Genomic DNA, 18,937 nt, shown 5'->3' on the forward strand with positions numbered 1-18,937 from the left:
TGGTGTTCCCCAATGAATTTGGAAAAATTGACGATGGAAGAGATTTGGACTGAAATTGATTCACAGCTGAGCGCTAATAAAGGACCAATCGAGGGAATGAATGCGTCATATTCTTTCGATTTAGCTGGTGAGGATGGCGGCATGTACGGCTTGAAGTTTGCAGATGGTGAAGCGGAGACTATTCATGGCGACCCGGGTGACGTCGATTGTGCATTGAAGATGAGTGTTGGCGACTTTAAGAAATTGCTTGAGGGCAACTTGAATTCAACCGCAGCTTTCATGATGGGAAAATTGAAAGTGAAAGGAAATATCGGTCTTGCGCTGAAGCTTGAAAACTTATTAAAACAATATACATTCTAATAGTACGTTCACGCTGTTTACGAAACATTAAACAGCGTTTTTTATTCCACAGAATTTCACGTTTCGCCAGCTTTCTACCCTCTTGTGTTACGAATAGATTACTAGTAAAATAGAATTATAGAAGTTTGTCTAAGAGGGGGAAATATGAGTGAAAAAGAAAGTTTTTTCGGTGATGGCCACTTTTGCTCTTGCGACATGCATCGCTGCCAGCAATGCGGAAGCCGCCACTGAAGAGTACACTGTTAAAACCGGTGATTCCCTATGGAAAATCGCTTCCCTGCATAAGTTGACTGTAGACGAATTGAAACAAATGAACAATCTTACGACTGATTCCATAAAAGTTTCTCAAAAACTACTTGTAAAAAAGCCTGCTGTGACGAAGCAGCCAGAGAAACAAAACGCTATCAGTACGAAAGAAATCAATAAAAGCTTGACAGTCGCGAAGACGACTTCATCTACAAGCTTCTTCAAACCGGCCGAAGAAAAGGACAAGCCCCTTTTACCGAACTTGTCGAAATCAGCCCAAGACATTCAAATTGCATCAGTCGAAGTGGCACTGCCGCTTCTTGATACACCTTATGTATGGGCCGGCGTTACGCCTGAAGGGTTCGATTGCAGCGGTTTCATCTATTATGTGTTTACAAATGCAGGGCTTCAATTACCGAGGTTAGACACGATCAGCATGTTCATGAATTCGCAGCATGTGGACGAGCCAGTTCCAGGAGATCTCGTTTTCTTTGAAAATACGTATCGCGAGGGCATTTCGCATGCGGGTATTTATATAGGTGACGGCAAGTTCATTCATGCCGGAACAAAAAAAGTTGAAATTGCGGCAGTCGATTCCGCTTACTGGAGAGACAAATTCGTCGGCTTCACCCGCTTCACTCAACTTCAATCAGTTAGATAATATGCATCAGACCAAGAGATGAACTTCTCTTGGTCTTTTTTATTGTCCGTAAGTCGAGACGCCCAAGCAGAAGTGCCCGCATAAGATGAGAATAAGGAGATATTTTTAAAAATCGCTTCCCTATTTCTTCATATTAGATTAGTATAGTCATGTGTCTTGACATCTATCATGATTACAAAAGAAAAGGAGAATAAGAATGAAAAAGAAGCGTATGTGGTCTTTGCAATTTTCAACGGCTGCGTTTGTATTAATTCCAGCAGCGGTCGGCATCAACTTTTTAGGAAAACTGTTTGCAAGCGTTTTGAAGCTGCCATTATGGGTCGATGCCATTGGGACAGCACTTGCGAGTATGCTTGCAGGTCCGCTTGTCGGCGCCATTGTCGGGATTGTTAATAATATCGTCTATGGGTTCACGACGGACCCAGTATCTTTCGTATATGCAATTACCCAGGCAGTCATCGGAATCGTTGTCGGGGTCATGGCGTATAGAGGGTGGATTTCGAATATCGGCAAAGCAATCATTCTTGGGGTCGTCGTTGGATTCATCGCGGCGATCGTATCAACTCCTCTCAATATTATTTTTTGGGAAGGGACGACAGGGAACGTTTGGGGCGATGCATTATTTGCAACGATGCTTGCAAAAGACATGCCGCTTTGGCTCGCTTCATTCGCGGACAGCATCGTCGTCGATGTACCCGACAAAGTGGTCACAGTACTGCTCAGTTTCTTGATCTTCAAAGGGTTGCCGAAGAACGTGAAACTTATGTATAACAACCAAAGTGAGATTGAAAGATTGTAAGCACTGCCTGCAGGAGGGATTCGAATGAACATTATGACATTGTACGTGCATAGGAATTCACCGGTCCATAACGTGGATCCCTTGACAAAGCTATTATTCGTCTTCATTTCCATAGCATCAACATATATCATCTCGGACCATCTAGCCGTGCTCGGAATCCTTCTGTTCACTTTCATCATCTTGATGATCGGTAAAGTAATCAAATACATTTTGCCGATCATCGGGGTCAGCTTTCTGTTAATCGCATCCATCATCATCGTTCAAGGTTTCTTTCATCCTGATCGCATGACGGTTCTATTTGATATCGGCCCGATAACGATTTATAAGGAAGGCTTTGCGATCGCCTTTCTTATCACGCTCCGGGTCGTCAATATGGTCGCGGCTTTCGGTGTGCTCATTTTAACGACAAAACCTGATGATCTTGTAGAGGCATTGCTTCAAAAAGGTATGTCGCCGAAGTTCGGTTATGTGCTGCTGTCAGTTCTGCAGATCATCCCGCAAATGGTCGCACTAACCGGCAAAATAACTGATGCGCAGCGGGCTCGTGGAATGGAGACAGAAGGCGGACTTTGGATGCGATTCAAGTCATTCCTTCCCCTCCTAGGTCCCGTCGTCCTGAATTCCCTTACAGAAACACGTGAACGGTCTATCGCATTAGAAATACGCGGATTCAGTGCCAAAGTGAGACGGACGTTTTTATATGAGAGGGCAAGCTACCGATATGGGGTGCCGATGCGGATTGCATTGATCGCCTTCTTTTTGGCTGTCATCGTATGGAGGGTGAGTTCATGAGTCTTTTACGTGTAGAGAATTTGAAATATAAGTATCCGGATAGCCCCCATTTCGCACTCGATAATATTTCATTTACAGTGGAAAAAGGTGAGTTCATTGGAGTCGCCGGCATGAATACGGCTGGAAAGACGACATTATGCTACGCGTTGAGCGGACTTGTCCCCCACTTTTTTAAAGGTTCCTATGGCGGAGATGTTTTTATTGACGGCAAGGATGTTTTATCGCATGACATAAGTGAAATTACCTCACGAGTCGGACTTGTGCTTGAAAATCCTTTTTCACAAATGACAGGAGCCAAGTTCACTGTCTATGATGAAATTGCATTCGGATTGGAAAATCAAGGCGTACCGCGCCATGTCATGCATGAACGGATTCGTGAAAGTATGAAGCTGCTTAATATTGAAGGATTGCAAGAGAAGAATCCATTTTCGTTATCTGGAGGACAAATGCAGCGTGTCGCCATTGCTAGCGTCATTGCCATGAAACCTGAAATCCTCATTCTTGACGAACCGACTTCCCAGCTTGATCCGCAAGGCGCTGAAGAAGTGTTCCGCATTGTTGAAAAGTTGGCAGATGTAGGAATGACGATCATTATGGTGGAGCAGAAAATGGAAAAGCTTGCGGCATACGCTGATAGGATTCTCTTGATGCATGATGGGAAGTTAATCGAGGACGGAAAGCCCGACGAAGTCTTTTCAAAAGACGATTTGCATGCATTCGGAGTCGAGCCTCCTATGTATGTAAAAATCGCACGAGCTCTCGGCTTGCGAAATGATGCAACCGGATATTATCCAATATCTCTGAATGAAATGCCAATGCATCGGGAAATTCAATTTAAGCCGGTAGATCAAATGGATTCACATAAAATAATGACGCCGACACTCACCGTCCGGAATCTTCATTTCAGCTATGAAAAAGGACGGGATGTCATTCGCGGACTGAACGTTTCGTTGAGTGGTGAGCCAATTGCGATCATCGGGGAAAACGGAGCAGGAAAAACGACGTTCGTTAAACTAATAAAGGCACTATTAAAACCTGATTCCGGCGAAATATTAATGAATGGAATGCCAATATCTGCAATGACCGCTGCAAAGTTGGCAAGCCAAATCGGGCTCATCTTCCAAAATCCAAACGACCAGATATTCAAACATAAAGTGATTGATGAAGTAATGTTCGGTCCATTGAATATCGGCCAAACCGATGCAGAAGCTCTTGCAAATTCAAGAGAGATGCTTGCGCTAGTTGGTCTTGCCGATAAAGCGGAAGAAAATCCGTATGACTTGAGCCTTGCGGAACGGAAAATGGTTGCGATGGCGTCGATACTCGCGATGGATACGGATATTGTCATTTTCGACGAACCGACGATGGGGCAGGATGTACGGGGGAAGGCGAAGGTGAAAGAAATGATTCATTCGCTCTATGAAAAAGACAAACTTGTCATCTGCATTTTGCATGACATGGATTTTGTCGCGGAAACATTCGGGCGTACAATCATTTTCAGCAATGGTGAAATGCTTTTCGACGGTGAGACTCGCGAGGCGTTTGCTCAGGAGGAAGCATTGCGGGTTGCACGGGTCGAGCAGCCGCATGTTACGAAACTAGTGAAACGATTGGGATATGATTATATTGTATTGAAAGAAACTGAACTTGCGTAATTTTTGAAGGGCTGCCCTGAAAGTCAGGGAGAGTTGACCTTTTGCGGCTGCCCTCAGTTGTAGTAAGCTTTGGACCATTGACTTTTAGCATGGGACCTTGTCAGCACTGCATTTTTCACTTATAATGAAGATAGGAAATATTTTTACAAATACAGTGGAAGAAGTGTGACCGCCTTGTTCAAAGATCAGCGTTTTGTTGATTATAATGCGTCGGGATTTCGGAAAGATTTACTTTCAGGGATTACTGTCGGTATCGTAGCCATTCCACTCGGGATGGCTTTTGCAATTGCCTCAGGCGTTAAACCTGAGTATGGTTTATATACGACGATCATTGCTGGTTTTCTCGTCGCCCTCTTAGGTGGATCCCGTTTTCAAATTGCCGGTCCGACGGGTGCATTCATCCCTATCCTTCTAGCAATTGTCCTTCAATACGGCTACGAAGACCTATTAATTGCCGGGTTTCTAGCTGGTATTTTCCTAGTGATCATGAGTTTTGCAGGCGTCAGCAACCTCATTCATTTTGTTCCAAGATCTGTAACGATCGGTTTCACTTCAGGTATTGCAATTATCATTTTCACAGGGCAATTCGGAAACTTCCTCGGCCTTTCAGGTTTGGAAAGCAAGGAATTCTTTCATGAAAATATGATCGATGTCGCCAAGCATCTCCATACGGTGAATGTCTTCAGTGTACTTACCGCTGTAATTGGTCTAGCTATGATTTTCATTTTGCCGAAAGTCGCTCCTCGAATTCCGTTGCTGCTCTTCGCTCTTTTAATTCCAACCATCGTATCCGTCTTGTTGTATCCTGGAAAACTGGAGACGATCGGCACAGCGTTTGGCGGTATTCCTCAATCATTGCCGGGATTTCAACTTCCCCAAATCACATTGTCCAAACTCGTTAGCCTTTGGCAGCCTGCATTGATCATTGCCGCGCTAGGCGCAATTGAATCATTATTATCGGCAGTCGTTGCAGATGGCATGAAAGAAGGACTGAAACATGATTCGAAACGGGAACTTTTCGGTCAAGGGATTGCGAATATCATTACACCGTTATTCGGTGGCATTCCCGCGACGGGAGCGATTGCGCGAACAGCGACAAATATTCGATCAGGCGCTGTCAGTCCAGTATCAGGCATGATCCAAAGTGTTTTCGTCTTGTTATTCATTTTAGTATTTGCTCCGTTTGCTTCCTATATCCCATTAGCAGCAATGGCTCCTATATTAATGTTTGTCGCTTGGAATATGAGTGCAAGAAAAGCATTCATTCATATTTTATCTGTCAGATCCAGCGATTCAATTGTCTTGCTGATAACATTTATACTTACTATATTTATTAACTTGACAGTAGCTGTTCAAGTCGGGATCCTATTGGCTGCTCTTTCCTTCTTGCGTAAGATGAGTGGCAAGCTTCATATTGCGATGGATAAAGTTTCCGATGTCGAAATTCATAAGTTCGGAGAAGACGTTACGAAGTATAGTATCGAGGGACCGTTGTTTTTCGGTACGGCTAAGACGTTTGAGGATAAGATGCCCGATCTCCTTTCGAATGGGACGGCTAATATCATTTTAGATTTGGAGCACTTATCAATGATCGACGCGACGGGCGAAGCTGCGTTATCCGCTTTATTAGATAGCGCTAGCAAAAAGAACGTGAGAATCATTGTGAAGAAATTGCCGAAGCAGAAACTATCTTTGTTCAAAAAGAGCGGATTGTATAACCGTATAGGCGAAGAGAATTTCTTCATGTAAAATACGTAAAAAGCTGTCACCTCGTTTCGGGCGACAGCTTCAGCCTGTTGACAAACGCTCGCATCCGTTGTTGCTCGTCTCGCTCGTCCGCTCATGAACTTTAGTTCTATTCGCGTCTTCGCTCGACTTCGCGCCTAGGCTGGCAAGCGTTTTCAATCAGGCTGAGGAAATTCCTGCACATTGCCACTTGCCTTAAAAAGAGTGTAGACAAAGTCCAAAAACGACTTTGTCTACACTCTGAAGCTGTCACCTGTTTTCGGGCGACAGCTTTTATCTTATACAACAACTTCTTTAATAGCCTGCTTTTCCTCTTCTTCCGGTCTTTTCCTCTGAATGAACCAGATGATTGCGATAAGCAGAAGTCCAATAGCACTTGATACTAGCTCGGGGATGATAAGCATCAAACCGGCACCAAATAGGACAAATCGTTCCCACATACGTGCATTCCGTACGAAGAATCCAATGACGGCGCTGCTGACTCCCATCATGCCAATTAACGCGGTTGTGATGGAAATTACGAGCTTCACTGGAGTGACGTCAACAAATACGAGAATCGGATTATAGATGAATATATATGGAATGATGAAAGCGGCAATCGCCAGCTTTACAGCGGTTACTCCAGTCTTGAACGGGTTCGCCTTGGCAATCCCTGCTCCTGCATAGGCCGCTAAGCAGACCGGCGGCGTTATGTCCGCTACGATACCAAAATAGAAGACGAACATATGCGCAGCAATCGGCGCAATGCCGAATTCATTAATAAGCGCTGGAGCCGCAATCGTTGCAGTAACAACGTAGTTAGCGGTTGTCGGCAATCCCATTCCTAACACAATACAAGCAATCATTGTGAAGAATAGCGCCAAAATTAAATAGCCATTTGATAGGGCGATAATACCCGCTGCAAATTTTGCGCCTAATCCCGTCATACTTACAACACCGGCGATGATGCCGGCTGTTGCGACAGCCGATATGACAGGAAGAGCGACCCTACCTCCTTGCTCAAGTACATAAATGACTCTTTTTACACTAAACTCGGATTCCTTTCTGTAAAACGCATTAAAAATCCAGATAACAACAGCCGATAGGATTCCGAATAATGCAGCGCGTTGCGGCGTAAAGCCCGACATAATTGTAACGATGATGACTAAGAGAGGAATGATCATATAACCATCTCGTACAAATATCTTTTTGAAAACCGGAAGCTCGGACTTTGGCAGCCCATGAATTTTTAGCCGTTTTGCCTCGAAATGCGTTCCGATGAAAATCCCTGTAAAGTACAGGATAGCTGGAATCAGAGCAGCCAGCATAATCGTTGAGTAGCTGACGCCAAGGTACTCCATCATGATGAAAGCGGCAGCACCCATCATAGGAGGCATGATTTGACCTCCTGTCGAAGCGGATGCTTCTGTTGCTGCAGCGAATTCCGGCTTAAAACCCGCCTTTTTCATCATCGGAATTGTGAAGCTTCCAGTCGCTACAGTGTTTCCGACAGAGCTTCCAGATACCGTTCCTTGAAGTGCACTTGCTACAACAGCTGTCTTCGCGGTTCCGCCTGTATAACGCCCGGTTAATGAAAACGCCAGATTATTGAAGAACCTGCCGATCGGTGTATTGACAAGAAGAACCCCGAAAAACAGAAACAGGAAAATGAATTTCGCGGAAATTTGGATCGGAGTTCCGAAAACACCGCTTTCACGATACCAAAGGTTCGTCATCGTCCGATCGAGAGCAAATCCTTGGTGGGATAAGATACGAGTCGGAACGAGGTTTCCATACATTGCGTATAACATCGCAATGCTCGCAACGATGACGATTGGCAGACCTACTGTCCTTCGAGTGGCCTCCAATACGAGTAATACGCCCAAGATTGAAATGATGATATTCAATGAGCTATAGCCCGAAACCCTGCTTTGGAGAATTGAATCGTAAAAAAATATTTTATGATACGCCACATACATTGCTGTAAACGCCAACAGCACATCATACCAAGGGACTTTTTTCTGCGTTTTCCTCCATGCCTTCTTTGCCGGATAAAGAAGGAATATGATTCCTAGAGCCGTACCAAGGTGGATAGCTCCTTGCTGTTGCGATGGCAGAACACTCGTTGCCCCCGTATATAGATGGAAAATCGTGAGTGAAACTGCAAGAAAGGTAACGACGTATGCCCATCTACCGATTTGAACACGGAATTGACTTTCCTTGTCAAATTTCTCAAGTATCTCTTGTGCATCTACCACCTTATGATTTTTCATATTTTGCCGCCTTTCTTGACTTGACTATATTCTGTTGAATGAACCGGTTCCCCTTTGCAAATTGACCTTTATTTCACATCTTCAAAGCTGCTGATTTTTGTTTTTTCTCTCGTTACGATTTGAACAACTTCCGGATAAATATGTCCGATGAACGCTGCGTTTTCCACAGGATTGCCTTCGAAATCAGCTTTTCCATTTCTAGCATTCAGTGCAGGGACATGGACCGTCATACCTAAATCCATCTGGCCCTGGCTAATTGACGATAAGTTTTCTACAGAAGCCCCTGTTTCCATATTTGTGACGTTAATACCGTCAATATACTTATTCCAAAGGTTTGCCATCTCACCGCCAAGCGGGTAATACGTTCCTCCTTGGCTTCCTGTGCCTAGCGTAAATTCTTCTTTTCGATTCCCTGCTGTAGCTGTCAATTCAGCCACTTCATTGTCGACCGTCAATCCTTGTTCCTCGTAATACTTTTTCGCGCCAGGGTGGATTAACAGCCCTTCAGCACCATTCAATGCATTTTCCAAAATCATTTGCTTTGCTTGTGCATGCGTATTTTCGCTTGCGTTTTCAATCATGCTTTTCGCTAATTCATAGCCAAGTTCTTCGTCAATTGTGTCCGTATTACCCATTAAGATAGCGAAAGCTGTTACAGTCTCCACATCTTCTGTCAGGAATTCATAGGACTCCTTAGGGATTGTGAACCGTTTGTAGCCCGATTCTTCTTCGATCTTCTTAATCGCTTCATCTGATAGGCTTAGCATTTTCACGTCCCCGGCAGATGCTTGCAAGCTTTCAATGCTTGCCGCAGGAAGGCCTAAAATTCCGATTGAGATGTCGATATTACCGTCTTGTACGCCGTCAGCTGCATCTCCAAAGCCTTCTTGGAATGCTGTATAGTCGCCGTCACCAATTCCATAAGCATCCAAAATGATTTTGGATACATTGTTCGTTTCACTAGCCGGCGGGCCGATTGCAATATTCTTTTTCCCTCCACCACTACATGCAGATAACACAAGCAAAGCACCTAGCAGCATGAACACTAAAACTTTTACACGATTTCTTTTCACTGTCGTTCCCCCTCATTTTTCATTTTCCCTTCTCGTAAGCGCTTACAAAAATGAAGAAAAGTGGAGCTCTTATAGAGGTATTGACGCTATGAAAAAAGGAGTCTACCAATAATTATACTTAAATATGCTCAATAAGCAATTAAATTTCACTTAATTCTGATTAAACGTAATAGATGATAAATTAAAAAACTCCATCTTTCCGGCGATCGTCCGGTAGATAGAGTTTTCGTTTTTATTCAAATGAAGCTTTCGCCAACGTCGCCGCCAACACTTTCGCTCCCATGTCGAGCGCATCTCGATTAAATGTCATATTCGGGTGGTGGAGACCCGGGCCTAAATCGGCTCCTACCCCGATCATCGCTGCTTTCAACTCAGGGTTGTGAATCGTATAAAAATGGAAATCATCGCTGCCTGATGTGATAATCGCAGGTGCAAGCGCCTCTTCCCCAAGCGCCTCCACAATCGCTTCTTTCGCTATTGAAGCGGCTTCTTCGGACACTTCTGCGGCAGGCGTATAATCAGACCAATTCAAATCGATACGTACACCGTATAGCTGTGCAATCGATTTGATTCCCGCATCGATGCGCTCCTTCAATTCATTCAGCACTGAGTTTGCCTGAGCCCGTGTATCAATCGCAAACATTGCGTTCCCCGGAATGATATTCAAGCTTTCGCCACCCGCCTGTACTTTCGTCAATTTTGCGGAATATGCTTCATATGGCGAGAAATGGATTGTTTTCAGGAATTGCGCAATCGCGAATATCGGATCAAGCGCATTCTTTCCTTGCTGCGGCCGCGCACCATGAGCATCTACTCCTGTAACTTTCCCTTCAAGGAATAGCGCAGCCCCGTGATGGATTGCAGGAGAGATTTTGCCGAAAGGGGTCTCTTCCTGTGGCCGTAAATGTACGCCGAATAAATGGGAAACGCCATCGATCGCTCCTCTTTCGATCATTGATTTAGCCCCATTCCCTTTCTCTTCCGCTGGCTGGAAAATGAAACGGATGCGGCTGCCGATTTGCCGCTCTTGCAAATAGGAGAGCGCACCGAGCACCATCGACATATTTGCATCATGCCCGCACGAATGGTTCGCCCGGTATACGCCATCCACGTCTTGCCATAGCGCATCCATATCGGCCCGTACTGCGATGATCCGATCCCCGCTCCCGATTTCCGCCACCACGCCTGTCACATCATCGAATGTATGATGCTGCACATTCATTTCCGTTAGGATTTCAGCTATCTTCTTCGTCGTTTCAACCTCTTTCCAACTAATTTCAGGATTCGTATGAAAATGGGCGAACCATTCCCCTATCTGTTTTTCAATGGACATTGTCATCTCTCCTACTCTCGTTTCTTCTTTTATTCAGAATAGCTCAAATCGAATTGGAATAATAGATAAAAAAATATCCCGCACGCAGTCGATTCTGCGGCGGGATATTTTGTTTACAGCTTCCATTTCACTCTTGCATAAATAACAAGCATGAGCAAGTTGATAGCTGAGCTGATGACGGTTCCGTATGCAATTGCTGTAGGACCGAGAGAATCGATGAACAAATAAATGATAGCAATATTAATGCCTAGCACACTGATGAGACTGAAAATAACAGGCAGCATCGAGTTGCCTTTTGCGTAATAAAAACGGGTCACATATGTGTTCGCCGCAAGGAAGAACATTGACAACGCGAATACCTTGAAAATCGGAACTGTAATTAACACCGATGCTTCGTCGAATTCTCCACGTTCGAAAATGAGTCGAACGAGCGGATCAGCGAAGAAATAGGCGACTGCAGTGGCTGGTGCAATTAATGCCGCTAGCAGGAGCATTCCTTTTTTATACAGTTTCTTAACTGTTTCATTATCCCCTTCGCCTTCCTTCTTGCTTAACATCGGATAGATGACAGTCGTGACAGCTGTCATCATAATCGCTTGTGGGAAATTGCTCAGCTTGGACGCGTAGTTGACAGCTGAGATGACGCCTTCGCTTAATCCTGCGGCAGCAATTCTATGGATGAACGCATAGAATTGCATCGATGCGCCGCCTAGTAGAATCGGCAATGCGATAATCCATACTCGCTTCACGTCTTCCGACTTGCCAAGTGTCGGCTTCAGTGAATAAAGCTTGCTTTTTTTGATGCCTGCGAATAAAAAGACGCCCATGAGCACCGCACCTAATAGTGCTCCGATTCCGTATGCAGTCGGGCCGTACCATTTGACAAGCGGTGCAGAAATGATGACGAAAGCAGCGTTGTAAACGAGGATCGCAATACTCGACAGCTTAAATTTGTCGTTCAGATTCAATAAACCGCTCATCCATGTCGAAAGGACAAGAATGATCGTGGAAGGCATCATCCATAGGAATAGCGTATATGTCAATTCAAATTGTGATGGCGTTAAATCATTAAATGCGATCCGCAATAATGGTCCTGCGAAAATGACAGCAAGGACCGTGATAATTGTTGCGGCCATCAATACCGACGTAAACATTCTTCTGACGAAAATGGCTTTGTCGGTTTTGGAGGAATGATAGACGGAAATGAAAGCCGTCGTCAACCCGCCGCCTACGACGAGGTAAATGAAATTCGGAATCGTATAGGCAGTAGCAATTGCATCCGCAGCTGCGCTTGTCCCGAACTGTTTCCCGATGACCACTTCACGCAAAAAGCCAAATAGCCGAGCTGCAATATTGATGATGGCAACTGTGCCGATGATTTTCATCATTTTACTCATTTGTATTCTTCCCTTTCGACACAGCATCATAGATTGCCGTCAATCGTTCGGCAATGACATCATACGTATGTTCCGCCACTTTCTTTTCAGCAATTTTCTTTCCTGCTTCCGACGGCTCTTCCAATGCTTGTTTTAATCCGGCCGCTAGAGATTCCGGTTTTTTCGGCTCAACGAGAATACCGGCTTCATTGCCAAGCAGGAATGAAAGGCCTCCGACGTCAGTTCCAACTACCATTGTACCTACCGCCATCGCTTCGAGTGCAACAAGACCAAAGCCTTCATGGTGGGAAGGCAAAACGAAAACATCCGCTGCTGCAATCCATTTTGTAATGTCCTTCTGAGGCAACGGTTCCTGATGGGAAATCCGGACACCATTCGACAGCAGCCGCTTCGCCAACGTCTCCATGAATCTTTCGTCTTTACTCGATCCGATCATATGAAGTGCAGCTTCAGGATGGTCTTTTTGCACGATGTTGAACGCATCGACAAGGTCGAGCACGCCTTTCGCTTCGATCATATTCCCGACGAACAATAGAAGTTTTTCGGTCGAAGGGATGCCCAACTCTTTACGCGCATCTTCCTTCGGCATCGGTTGGAAGATCTCCATGTTGACTCCCATGCTCATGACATGGACTTGCTCTTCCTTTACACCAAATCTTGTAATGACATCATTCTTCAATCGTTCCCCTACCGTAATGACTGCATCCGCCCCTTGCAGGACCTTTCGCGTATAACCCGCGATACGTTCACTTTTTGCGGCCATTTTATCAATATCACCGCCATGCACAGTTACAACGTATGGAATTCCGAAAAGCTTCTTCCCTATTAATGAAAGAACTCCTGTCGGAAATGCATAATGTGCATGCGTCAATGATAGATGCCTTTTATTCTGTAATAAAAAGCCGATTGATTTCAGAAACCAGGCCATATATTTTTTCAAAGTGGCGGCTTTCCCTTTTCCCGGCTCATCGATTGCAATAAGATCGACTTGAATTCCTTTTGAGCGTAACAGCTCCACTTGATTTTTAACGAAAATACCGTATGTCGGGTGCTTTTCCGAAGGGTACATATTACTGAAAACTGCGATTCTGCGCATTTATTTCTCATCCCATCTACTGTAAGTCTGTACTCTATACACATTAAACGATTATACCATAAGTATGTTCCTTTCATTTTTGTAACATGTCTGTCATATACCATTTTTGCTACGAAGAAACTCAGGGTGAAATACCTAAAATATTGATGAAAATTGAAAAATAACAGTAGATTGTCTTTATAATTAAACTTTCCTACAAAATTCACCCTTTATAAAACGTTGGTATGAGCGCCTTTTCGACACTAGTCGAAGAATGTAACGTTATTGTAATGTAACTGTAACCGAAATGAAGGTTTAGCTATGGTAGGATGTTCTCAGATAAAAGCACACTGTATGTAAACGTGCGAAAGGGGAATTTGGGAACCATATGAAGAAACTGTTTTTCTCGTTTTTGGCATGCTTTTTGTTAGCAACGTCCGTACCAGCCATGGCCTCAGCGAATTCACCGACTTCGCTCGTCAGTACAGCGCGGACCTTTATAGGAACGCCTTATGCCTATGGAGGCACAACCACTTCCGGATTCGACTGCTCAGGATATACACAATTCGTTTTTAAAAAGCAAGGCATCAATATTCCAAGATCGACTGGCGAACAGTTTGCTATGGGAACAGCTGTTAAGAAAAGCGATCTTAAAACTGGAGACCTCGTCTTCTTCAACACTTTCGGGAACAGAGTCTCACACGTCGGAATCTATATCGGTTCCAGCAGATTCATCCATGCTTCGACATCCAAAGGTGTTATGATTTCTTCCGTCAACGACCCTGCATACTGGGGAAAACGTTATTTAGGCGCCCGTCGCGTCGCGGATTTCAAGAATGAAAAAACAGTCGCCTTCGAAGAACCGACGGCAACTACACCTGTCTATGTATCTCGCGCTAAAATAGCAGAGACGCTCGTAACTGAACTTGGCCTGGAATCAAACGCTACTGATATATCATTCTCTGACGTAGCGGCAGATCATCCTCAATATGAGGCAATCTCGAAAGTAGCAAGTGCCGGGCTATTTACCGGAAATGACGGGAAATTCAATCCAAATGATTCATTGACTCGTGCGCAAATGGCAAAAGTCATCGTAGAAGCTTTCAATTTACAAGGTTCTACAAATACATCTTATACTGATGTTCCTGCAGATCATTGGGCTAATGAATATATTAATATACTAGCCTATAACCATATTGCAAGCGGATATGAAGATGGATCTTTCGGTCTTAACGATAAATTGACTGAAAAGCAATTCCAAAAGATTCTTGATCGACTTCATTGATAGCCTAAAAACCGGGTGTTCCGTAGTATTGGACACTCGGTTTTTTTCAGAATAACTCTATTAAAATAGTAAATCCTCTATAGATTTACGTTGATAAAACTGGTAAACTTAATCTACATCTTATTTAGGAGGACACCATGAAAACGTTTAAATGGGCAGCTGTTGCTTTACTTTTTTTCGCTCTTGTTTCCATCGTCCCTGGACATTCTTCGGCAAAGTTTCAATTCTCGGATATCTCACCTCAGAAAGAGTATTACGAACAAGTACATTACATAGCTGATTTGGGTATCGTCAATCAAGCAGAAAAATTCAATCCCGGCAACAATTTGACACGTGCTCATGCGGCGAAGATGCTCGTCATCGCTTCCGGCAAAAAGGACATGCCTACGCCAAACATTCAGTTCAAAGATCTAAAGCCAGGCACTGAGCAGTATGAATTTGCGAGCCGTGCAGTTGAACTCGGCTATTTCAAGAAAAAAGCCGACGGAAGCTTTGATCCGAACGAAAAATTGAAACGGGATGAAATGGGATATGCCCTTTCCGTCGCTTTCAATCTTTCGGAGAATGTGACAGTCGATCGTCCGTTAATGCTCACCGACATGAAAGACCATGCTTACGCAAAGCAAATTAACGGATTGTACTACGGTGGTGTTACACAAGGAGATGCAGGCAAATTCCTGCCGAATGATCTGTTAACTCGTTCGCAATTTGCATTGTTTGTAGCACGTGCTTTGAATGACGACTATAAGCTAACGGTCAAATTGCCTGAACAAACTTCGAGAACGTATTTTGCAAAAGTGTCAACTGGCGGAGACAACTTGAACGTCCGTACTCATCCGGCAGTTACCGGTGATGTCGTCAGTCGATTGAAAGACGGTGAAATCGTCGAAGTTATTGGACAGACAGGCGACTGGCTACTTATCCTAATCGACGGTAAAAACGGATATATCCATGGCCGTTACACAGTTGAAGTCGGAACTGAAACACCATCCGACGATGATGTAGCTATGGAGGAACCAGAACAACCTGAAGTATCAGAACCTGAAGTAACTGATCCTGAAGTAACTGATCCTGAGGAAGATTGGGACAACTCCTCTCCATCAAGCGGATTGGTCGGAAAAGTTACCACTAAAGTTTTGAATGTCAGAAAATCACCTGATGGCACATCAGCAATTGTAGGAAAGCTATCCCTCAATCAAAAAGTGGATATCGAATCGATTAACGGCAATTGGGCTAAAATCAATTTGCAAAGCGGTTCTGGTTATGTCCATAAAAATTATTTGAAGCTTATCAACCAGACGGGCAACCCGTTGAAGGATCGAATCATCGTTATCGATGCTGGCCATGGCGGAAAAGACCCTGGCGCGTCGAGCAATAAATTAAATGAAAAGTCCGTTGTATTAAAGGTTGGTAAACTTGTAGAAAGCAAGTTGAAGAATGCAGGCGCAAAAGTAGTGATGACGCGTTCAAATGACACGTATTTGACATTGGAACAGCGGACAGAACTCGCTAAAAAGCATTACGCAGAAGCTTTCGTTTCCATCCATGTGAATGCAGCTGGCTCATCAGCAGCAAAAGGATCGGAAGTATACTATGACTCTTCCACAAATCCGAATGCTTCTGAGAGCAAGCTGTTGGCAAGCAAGATTCAAACAAATCTTGTGAAAAACGCCAATATGAACGATCGCGGTGTTCGCGACCAACGTTTCTATGTTATTCGTAATAATAATGTTGCCGCTGTACTTGTTGAGCTCGGTTTCATTACGAATCCTGATGATTTCAAGAAGTTATCGAGCGATCAATATGCAGAAATTTACGCAGAAGCGATCTATCAAGGGCTTGTACAATATTACGCAGTACAATGATCTATTATGCCGGAAAGAAGTGAATGTACTTCTTTCCGGCTTTTTCTATGAATCTATATATTTACGGAAAATTCGTTTGTCCTTTAAATATGATAATGATAAACTTAAAATGAATAGTTTTCATCATTATTCCAGCTCTGTTAATTATATTGGAATACTGATGAAGAAAAACCCATAAAAGGAAGGTGCATTATGTCAACGAAGTATTTTAAAGGCGCGGCTGCGTCCATGTTGCTGTTCAGTATGGCGGGAATTACCCCTGCTGCCGTTTCCGCAGAAGAAGCGTCAAAAGATTTCTCAATGACTGTGTTCCACACGAATGACACCCATGCGCAGTTGGACAACATCCCCTATTTCTCTGCACTATTGAAAGCAAAACGTGCGGAAGTGCCGCACAATGTCTTGTTGCATGCTGGTGATGTGTTCTCGGGTTCCCTCTATTTCAACGAATTCCTAGGACAAGCGGACCTAGCATTCATGAATTATTTTGGTTATGACGCAATGACCTTTGGAAATCATGAATTTGACCTAGGCAGTTCGGAAGACGGACATAAAGGACTTGCCGACTTCATCAAGAAAGCAGAGTTCCCATTCGTTTCAGCAAACGTCGATTTCTCAGCCGACAATAATTTCAAAGACCTTCAGCTTCGAGAAGTGACGGCTGAGCCTGAAAACGGCAAAATCTTTAACGGAATTGTAAAGGAAATTGATGGGGAGAAAATCGGAATATTTGGTTTGACGACTGAAGAAACTGTCGATATTTCCAGTCCGAAAGAAATAAAGTTTACGAATTACATCACTGAAGCAAAGGCAGCAGTTGAAGCGTTCGAAGAGCTTGGCGTCAATAAAATCATTGCTTTGACACATATCGGCTTCAATGATAGTGATGCTATCGATAATGATAAATTGCTCGCAGCTAACGTCCCAGGCATTGATATTATTGTCGGCGGACATACGCATTCCAAATTAGATGAACCGTTTGTACATGAAGGAGAAGCAGGACCTGTCGTCATTGTACAAGCAAACGAACATCAAAAATTCCTTGGACAATTGGATATTACATTCGATGAAAATGGAGTTATTAAAGAGTACAATGGAGTGCTTCATGCAGTCGACACCAAAGAAGGAGAAAAAGACGCTGAAGCAGAAGAGAAGCTAAAACCATATGCCGATAAGGTTGGAGCAATTAAAAACTCACCGACTGGCGGAGTTGCAGATGTGTTCCTAAGCGGGCTGCGCGACTTGGGCGGCGTCCGTGCAGGTGAAACGAATCTTGGAAACATCATTACAGACGGAATGTTAGCAAAAGCGAAGGAAGTCGATCCGGAAGTTGTCATAGCATTCCAAAACGGCGGTGGCATCCGTACTTCCATTGATAAGGGCGAAGTCACTTATGGTGAGGTCCTCACTGTCCTGCCATTCGGCAACAGCCTTGCAATCATGGAATTGACCGGAGCTGAGCTTCGTGAAACATTCGAGCATTCTGTCAAGGAATACCCGAAAGAAAGTGGCGGTTTTCTTCACGTCGCTGGCATGCAAGTCGTCTTTGACGGTACTGCAGAGCCTGGAAAACGAGTCGTTTCATTGAAAATCAATGGCGAAGAAGTCGAAGCGGACAAGATGTACAAAGCAGCAACGAACGTTTTCACTGCTAAAGGTGGAGACGGCTTTGAAGCTCTTGGCAAAGCATACGAAGATGGCCGTGCAAGCGAACCTGGTTTTAGCGACTGGGAAAACCTTGCAAATCATATTAAGTCGTTAGGTACAGTTACAACAGGAATTGAAGGTCGAATAATCGCGACTGTTCCTTACAAAGATGTATCACTTGGCCATTGGGCTTATCCATACATCTCTGATCTCTACTATCGAGATATTTTGACGAAAGATTCCACGTTCAAGCCTGGTAAGCATATCACTCGCGCTGAAATGGTATCATGGATCGTTAAAGCAAATGGATTAAAAGCTGAAGGTCAAGCGCCATTCTCAGATCTCAACGGTCTATCCGACGATTTGAAAGCTGATATTGCGGCTGCCTACGAAAACGGCATCGTAAAAGGCAATGACGGTAAATTCAACCCGAACGATAAAGTGACGCGTGCACAATTTGCTTTAATACTAGAGCGTGCATTTGAAAACTACACTGGTGAGAAGTATACAGCTTCTGCGAAAGCACCTTATTCCGATTTCGGAAAGTATGCAGATGATGCGGTAAACGCAATCTCCATGTTGCATGAGCTCGGAATTGCTTCAGGCTATGAAGGTAAATTTATGCCAGAACAATTCACAACGCATCAACAAGCAGCAAAAATCGTTTCGAATTATATTTACAATACGAAACAAGTGAAAAAAGCAGAGTAACAGACAAAACATGCCCCTTCTCGCGAGCGAGCGGGGGCAT

Annotated in this window: 14 protein-coding genes; 9 read left to right on the forward strand and 5 right to left on the reverse strand. The window is 44.1% G+C overall.

What is annotated here, in order from left to right; all coding sequences use genetic code 11:
* The first annotated feature begins 12 nt into the window (after positions 1-12).
* The 6 genes from ACR65H_RS09315 (at position 13) to ACR65H_RS09340 (ending at position 6,262) form a co-directional block, all read left to right on the forward strand.
* Positions 13-360: an SCP2 sterol-binding domain-containing protein gene (locus ACR65H_RS09315; RefSeq protein WP_440499900.1), complete on the forward strand. Its 348-nt coding sequence runs from the start codon at positions 13-15 to the stop codon at positions 358-360.
* Between the two features lie 148 nt (positions 361-508).
* Positions 509-1,267 (forward strand): C40 family peptidase, encoded by a 759-nt coding sequence (locus ACR65H_RS09320; RefSeq protein ID WP_440499901.1) that lies wholly within the window; start codon positions 509-511, stop codon positions 1,265-1,267.
* 196 nt (positions 1,268-1,463) lie between these two features.
* Positions 1,464-2,066 (forward strand): ECF transporter S component, encoded by a 603-nt coding sequence (locus ACR65H_RS09325; protein WP_440499902.1) that lies wholly within the window; start codon positions 1,464-1,466, stop codon positions 2,064-2,066.
* Between the two features lie 24 nt (positions 2,067-2,090).
* Positions 2,091-2,858, forward strand: a complete 768-nt coding sequence (locus tag ACR65H_RS09330) for an energy-coupling factor transporter transmembrane component T family protein (RefSeq protein ID WP_440499903.1) — start codon at positions 2,091-2,093, stop codon at positions 2,856-2,858.
* Positions 2,855-4,513, forward strand: coding sequence for an ABC transporter ATP-binding protein (locus tag ACR65H_RS09335; protein ID WP_440499904.1), 1,659 nt, complete (start codon positions 2,855-2,857; stop codon positions 4,511-4,513). The genes ACR65H_RS09330 and ACR65H_RS09335 overlap by 4 nt, the downstream gene beginning before the upstream one ends.
* Positions 4,514-4,687: 174 nt before the next feature.
* Complete coding sequence (locus tag ACR65H_RS09340) at positions 4,688-6,262, forward strand: SulP family inorganic anion transporter (protein WP_440499905.1); 1,575 nt, start codon at positions 4,688-4,690, stop codon at positions 6,260-6,262.
* A 275-nt stretch (positions 6,263-6,537) separates the two neighbouring features.
* Here ACR65H_RS09340 and ACR65H_RS09345 read toward each other — a convergent pair whose 3' ends face one another.
* The 5 genes from ACR65H_RS09345 to ACR65H_RS09365 form a co-directional block, all read right to left on the reverse strand.
* On the reverse strand, positions 6,538-8,511 hold the full coding sequence (locus ACR65H_RS09345) for a TRAP transporter permease (RefSeq protein ID WP_440499906.1): 1,974 nt from the start codon (positions 8,509-8,511) through the stop codon (positions 6,538-6,540).
* Positions 8,512-8,579: 68 nt separating this feature from the next.
* Entirely contained in the window at positions 8,580-9,584 is a 1,005-nt protein-coding gene (locus ACR65H_RS09350) for a TAXI family TRAP transporter solute-binding subunit (RefSeq protein ID WP_440499908.1), read from the reverse strand.
* Positions 9,585-9,816: 232 nt separating this feature from the next.
* A complete protein-coding gene (locus ACR65H_RS09355) occupies positions 9,817-10,917 on the reverse strand; it encodes an amidohydrolase (protein ID WP_440499909.1) in 1,101 nt (366 codons plus the stop codon).
* A gap of 113 nt (positions 10,918-11,030) precedes the next feature.
* On the reverse strand, positions 11,031-12,314 hold the full coding sequence (gene murJ / locus ACR65H_RS09360) for a murein biosynthesis integral membrane protein MurJ (RefSeq protein ID WP_440499911.1): 1,284 nt from the start codon (positions 12,312-12,314) through the stop codon (positions 11,031-11,033).
* On the reverse strand, positions 12,307-13,410 hold the full coding sequence (locus tag ACR65H_RS09365) for a glycosyltransferase (RefSeq protein ID WP_440499912.1): 1,104 nt from the start codon (positions 13,408-13,410) through the stop codon (positions 12,307-12,309). Before ACR65H_RS09365 ends, murJ begins: the two co-directional genes overlap by 8 nt.
* Positions 13,411-13,777: 367 nt before the next feature.
* Between ACR65H_RS09365 and ACR65H_RS09370 the strand changes: the two genes are divergently transcribed.
* From ACR65H_RS09370 to ACR65H_RS09380, 3 genes are all read left to right on the forward strand, one after another.
* Positions 13,778-14,674: a C40 family peptidase gene (locus ACR65H_RS09370; protein ID WP_440499913.1), complete on the forward strand. Its 897-nt coding sequence runs from the start codon at positions 13,778-13,780 to the stop codon at positions 14,672-14,674.
* A gap of 137 nt (positions 14,675-14,811) precedes the next feature.
* Positions 14,812-16,539, forward strand: a complete 1,728-nt coding sequence (locus tag ACR65H_RS09375; protein ID WP_440499914.1) for an N-acetylmuramoyl-L-alanine amidase — start codon at positions 14,812-14,814, stop codon at positions 16,537-16,539.
* Between the two features lie 192 nt (positions 16,540-16,731).
* A complete protein-coding gene (locus tag ACR65H_RS09380; RefSeq protein ID WP_440499915.1) occupies positions 16,732-18,897 on the forward strand; it encodes a 5'-nucleotidase C-terminal domain-containing protein in 2,166 nt (721 codons plus the stop codon).
* Positions 18,898-18,937 lie beyond the last annotated feature (40 nt).

The sequence above is a fragment of the Sporosarcina sp. SAFN-015 genome, from assembly GCF_059415085.1.

What these genes read in the sequence shown, in the direction of transcription:
- ACR65H_RS09315 (WP_440499900.1), top strand. Translation starts at nt 13, where the DNA reads ATGAATTTGGAAAAATTGACGATGGAAGAGATTTGGACTGAAATTGAT.
- ACR65H_RS09325 (WP_440499902.1), top strand. Translation starts at nt 1,464, where the DNA reads ATGAAAAAGAAGCGTATGTGGTCTTTGCAATTTTCAACGGCTGCGTTT.
- ACR65H_RS09330 (WP_440499903.1), top strand. Translation starts at nt 2,091, where the DNA reads ATGAACATTATGACATTGTACGTGCATAGGAATTCACCGGTCCATAAC.
- ACR65H_RS09335 (WP_440499904.1), top strand. Translation starts at nt 2,855, where the DNA reads ATGAGTCTTTTACGTGTAGAGAATTTGAAATATAAGTATCCGGATAGC.
- ACR65H_RS09345 (WP_440499906.1), bottom strand. Translation starts at nt 8,511, where the DNA reads ATGAAAAATCATAAGGTGGTAGATGCACAAGAGATACTTGAGAAATTT.
- ACR65H_RS09355 (WP_440499909.1), bottom strand. Translation starts at nt 10,917, where the DNA reads ATGTCCATTGAAAAACAGATAGGGGAATGGTTCGCCCATTTTCATACG.
- murJ (WP_440499911.1), bottom strand. Translation starts at nt 12,314, where the DNA reads ATGAGTAAAATGATGAAAATCATCGGCACAGTTGCCATCATCAATATT.
- ACR65H_RS09365 (WP_440499912.1), bottom strand. Translation starts at nt 13,410, where the DNA reads ATGCGCAGAATCGCAGTTTTCAGTAATATGTACCCTTCGGAAAAGCAC.
- ACR65H_RS09370 (WP_440499913.1), top strand. Translation starts at nt 13,778, where the DNA reads ATGAAGAAACTGTTTTTCTCGTTTTTGGCATGCTTTTTGTTAGCAACG.
- ACR65H_RS09375 (WP_440499914.1), top strand. Translation starts at nt 14,812, where the DNA reads ATGAAAACGTTTAAATGGGCAGCTGTTGCTTTACTTTTTTTCGCTCTT.
- ACR65H_RS09380 (WP_440499915.1), top strand. Translation starts at nt 16,732, where the DNA reads ATGTCAACGAAGTATTTTAAAGGCGCGGCTGCGTCCATGTTGCTGTTC.